This is a genomic window from Trichococcus collinsii (genome assembly GCF_900107505.1).
GTDB lineage: Bacteria > Bacillota > Bacilli > Lactobacillales > Aerococcaceae > Trichococcus > Trichococcus collinsii.
The window spans coordinates 1-4,628 of sequence record NZ_FNQH01000021.1; the positions used below are offsets into that span (position 1 = coordinate 1).

A 4,628-nucleotide genomic window follows, 5' to 3' on the forward strand; every position below is an offset into this window, starting at 1 on the left:
TAGCTGAAATACATTCAAGAACATCAAAAAATACATAATTACCGTAGAGACCAAAATCATAATTCCAAAGCGTACATACTTCTTCATAACAATCTCCTCCTAGTTGTAATTACTCTTTACATCTCCTATCTCCATTATAGCCACACGCGGATGACGGGTCAAAAATCCTATTTCAATTTTGAGGAGGTCGCCCGTCAATCCATCAAACGCCTCTAGGGCTAGTAGGCGTGTAAAAATTAGAAACTTTGACTAATCCCTATATTCGAGAATTTTGAAATGCATTTACTTTTAAGTTGATTTTCATTCAGTGCTCTCTCTTTTTAGACCTTCTGAAACAGAAGAGGTGGGTTCATCCTACCTTCTAGATCCACTCATAATCCCCACCACTTGATTTAGGTGTAACAGGGCTTTCTCCAAGAATGCCTGCTCGGACAAAACACAAACAGCGTGGCCTTCTTGTTGCAAAGCTTCCACTTTTTGCATCTTCAGACTTCGCGGGTCTTCTTGGAAAAGATTGGTGTTCGCTTTTCCAACCACAAGGATGGTGGTATCTTTTGTGACAGCTGCTTGCGGTTTTCCTCCTAAGGCAGTGACTAAGGCCTGCGCTTGCTTCCGAGATAACGTATCCAATTTACCCGTAAATACAATTTTTTCGCCCCGCAACATAGTATCACCTGCCTTTCCCCTCAGCTGGAAGTGTTCTTTTCTCTATTTTACCCTTCTCGAAAGACTTTTATCAAGAACGATTAGCGAACGTGTATTCTTTTTGCAGAAAAAGGCCTTATATTGCTCTCAACCTAACCTTAGACCCCTTTTTACTTTAAAGTGGGTGGGAAAATAAAGGGTTTCAAGACACTTTCAGATTGAAGAATGGACGACTCCCATTCAAATCTACTAAATTTAGCGACAAATAAAAAATTCCTCGAGTATAATCGAAAAACCAAACAAATAAATAAGTTTTTAGAGTATAATCGAAATATATGCATAAAAATAAAATTATTAGCGTATGCTCGAATAAATATTTGGAAATGAGACATATTTCGCTTATGTCACAGGATTTTAGGAGGAACAGTATGTTTAATCGTCAGAGTTATTTAGATAAATTGATTCAGGCAAAAGACAGCGATTTTGTGAAAGTACTGACTGGTGTCCGGCGTTGTGGGAAATCAACCCTTTTAATGCTGTATAAAGACTGGCTACTGGAGCGTGGAGTCGAAGAAGATCAAGTTATCGAAATCAGTTATGAGAAGATGGAAAATGAACCTTTGAAAGACGGCCACCGCCTCCATGCTTATCTGAGGGAACGGATTCCAGGACAGAAGCGGGTGTATCTGCTGATTGACGAAGCGCAAGAAATTCAGGAATGGGCTAAGGTTATTAATAGTCTCAAGGTGACGTTAAATGCGGATATTTATGTGACAGGATCAAACTCCAGTCTTTTTTCTGGAGAATATCTTACCTACTTATCCGGACGGTATATTGAAATAAAGGTCTACCCCTTGTCTTTCCGTGAGTTTTTGGAGTTTAAACAGTACGATACGGTAAATAACCTAGAACAACATTATCAACAGTATATCCGCAGCGGGTCCTTCCCCGCAGTGAACCTGGTGGAAGACGAAAATTTGATTCGAACGATTAACCAAGGACTCTTTGATTCTATTTTCTCAAGAGATATTATTAGCCGCGGTGAAATAAGAGAAATTGGTGGCTTCTACAAGGTCGCAAAATTTGTATTTGATAATATCGGCAATAGTTTGTCCACTAATAAAATAGCCAATACGTTGCGCTCTGAGGGATCAAAAATCAGCCATGATACAGTGGATAATTACTTGATGTTGATGTGTGATGCTTATATTCTTTACCAGTGCAGTCGTTATGATATACGCGGGAAAGAGCTCTTAAGAACAAACGGAAAGTATTATATTGTCGATATGGGGTTACGCAATCAATTGATCGGCTATAAGTCTTCCAATATGGGACATGATCTTGAAAATATTGTGTTCTTAGAGTTAATCAGACGAGGATACCAGGTTTTTGTTGGGAAAAATGGGACCGCCGAAATTGATTTCATTGCGGAAAGATCGGATACAAAAATGTATATTCAAGTCTCTCTTTCGGTGATGGACGAGCAGACAAAAGAGCGAGAATTTAAAGCTTTCGACAAAATTACAGACAATTATCCAAAATGGTTGATCACGATGGATCGACTGGATATGTCCCAAAATGGGATTCTACACAAAAATGTTTTTGATTTTCTACTGGAAGAATAGCGGCCACGTATAAACCCGTGAACAACACTTCTTTTCTTTCTTCCGTTAATGAAAAGCGACTCTTTCTGGTCTAGTAGAAAGAGTCGCTTTCTTATGATAATTAGCGTGAAATAAGTCCTGTTGAAATTAATATAAGTAGGAAAACGACGAACTAGAAGTTCATAATCAAGAAAACAACCTACTCATATACTCAATCAAAGGAAAGGAAATCTGTTTGCAAATAATAGTATCTGTGTGTTTTCTTTACAGCAGAAATCTGTTTTACTGAATTGGTATTTTTAATCTAATATGTTTACGATTTATCAAGAAAACTCAAGTTTCCCCAAAGAATATCCTACAAAATTTTGTCTCAATAGACTATTGGATATGAAAATTCTCTAATTTTTTATACTATTCTTAAGCAAAGCAAGAATAGGAATGGACTGCGGCATTCTTTACTCAATTATGTAGAGCGAGGGGAGAACTTCTTGATTAAGGTGACTTTTCATCCTCTTATTAAATGTTATTAAAAATGTGTTTTAGGCTTATTAAAAACTACTAATTCCTATTAAAAACTATTAAAATAGGCCTTTTTGGGTCGTTTTGAGCGGAGTAGAGGACGCATCAGGCTTTGCCTGATCTGCCGCGGTTTTCGAGAGATTGAGAAAACCGCAGCGGAGTGACCTCCTTATGCTCATGGAAAAATAACTTTAGACTTACCTTTAACGAATTAGGCTGAGTCAAAAATATTTTTTTCACCGAATTACAGAATCATAAGTTAGTCATTAGTAGTGATAAAATGTTTACTTTTAAATACGTATTAAGGGATAAAGAATTTCAAACTTCCTTTGTCTCGGATACTCTTAAATAAGAGCACTGCACATCATAAGTTGCTTATTGACAGTTATCCATGCTTTTTATTAAATGCAGGGCATGTTTATCAGAAGCTTTACTTTTTTGAGTGCTCAAAAAGGTGAGCATACATTTGATTATATCCTTCTCTTTGACGAGTAGTGAGTCGTGTGTTCACATAACATTCAATCAGCATTTGCATCATATCATTAACTGTAGACTTATCTGTCTCTTCTAACTCTTCAATAAATGGTTTCAAAGTATTTAATCGAAGTAATACGTCGGGTGATAACTTTGCGGTTTTTGTAGCCTTAAAAAAATTATCTGGAATACTTTTTTCTTGTGATTGTTGTTCTATTTTTTGCTCAGACGGTATGTCTATTTTTGAGGGCGTTATAATAGGCCGAAGGGGTGTCCGATCGAATTCATTGGTTCCTTTAATGCTGACATTTTTTTCTAGTAGGCTATTCTTATTCTTTTTGATAAGTGGTTCAAATGATTTACTCATAAAACGACTCCTTTCCTACGCGATAATAATCTAAATGCTTTCCAAGTACCTTTCGTGTTCATCTAGCTCTGTCAAAACATCTATGAATAATTGGTGTGCCTTTCCGTCCCACATTTCTATAGTTCCACTGATATTTCTGTTTACATGGATACCTTCCACGTCATAAACTTTCAAGCGTTCCTGGTAATTAACAATTGTTCCCAATACATTATTCCCATACATTTCTTTTGCTTGATCGAGGACTTTTGTATCAACACGTCCTCCCTGTCGTAACATCATAGGAATGATTCCCAGTACTTGCAAATGTGCGTTGTACTTTTCAGAGAGAAACTGCATATAAGCGATATATGTCTGCGCACCATCTAGTGATAATTCTTGCGTCTGTAAGACAATGATACAGTAGTCTGCTGCCATCATTGCATTGTCTGAGTAATCCGAAATGGTTGGTGGAACATCAATATAGATACGATCGTATTTTCCTTTCAACGGTTTGATTAACTCTTTTAAATAAGAAATTTGAGAAATTTCATCTTCTGGAAACTTTTCGAACAATACTTTTGTTAAGTTCCTGAAGGAAGTATTGGCTGGTATCAAATCAAGTTTAGGCATAATGGATATGACTTCATTCTCTAAATTACCTACACGAAATCCGTCAGTAATAGATTTATCTATATTATCAATATTACCCGTTTTGGCTAAGACACGTGTGGCATTCCCTTGTGGATCCAAATCGATTACCAAAGTGCGATCTTTAAATTGTGTGGCCGCTTCATACGCTAACATTGTGACGGCTTTTGTTTTTCCTACGCCACCTTTAAAATTTCCTACAACATATACTTTTCCGTCCATGTATGTCCCTCCGAAAAATATTCAATAGTATACTCATGTATAGATTATACCATTCATAAAAAACTATGCAACGGTATACTCCTTTGAAAGATACTTTTGTAAGAATGTAACATAAATGTAATATATGCAAGAGTATACTAGTATACTCTTGCATAGTTTTTTTGGTATAC

4 protein-coding genes are annotated in these 4,628 nt (G+C 36.6%); 1 reads left to right on the forward strand and 3 read right to left on the reverse strand.

Going from position 1 to position 4,628, the window contains the following annotated elements; translation table 11 throughout:
• Positions 1-354 precede the first annotated feature (354 nt).
• Entirely contained in the window at positions 355-666 is a 312-nt protein-coding gene (locus tag BLV66_RS15355; RefSeq protein ID WP_086987724.1) for a BRCT domain-containing protein, read from the reverse strand.
• 407 nt (positions 667-1,073) lie between these two features.
• Between BLV66_RS15355 and BLV66_RS15360 the strand changes: the two genes are divergently transcribed.
• Positions 1,074-2,270: an ATP-binding protein gene (locus BLV66_RS15360; protein WP_086987723.1), complete on the forward strand. Its 1,197-nt coding sequence runs from the start codon at positions 1,074-1,076 to the stop codon at positions 2,268-2,270.
• Positions 2,271-3,198: 928 nt separating this feature from the next.
• Here BLV66_RS15360 and BLV66_RS15365 read toward each other — a convergent pair.
• Positions 3,199-3,609 (reverse strand): hypothetical protein, encoded by a 411-nt coding sequence (locus BLV66_RS15365; RefSeq protein WP_086987722.1) that lies wholly within the window; start codon positions 3,607-3,609, stop codon positions 3,199-3,201.
• 30 nt (positions 3,610-3,639) lie between these two features.
• Entirely contained in the window at positions 3,640-4,458 is an 819-nt protein-coding gene (locus BLV66_RS15370; protein WP_086943883.1) for a ParA family protein, read from the reverse strand.
• Positions 4,459-4,628: the final 170 nt, after the last annotated feature.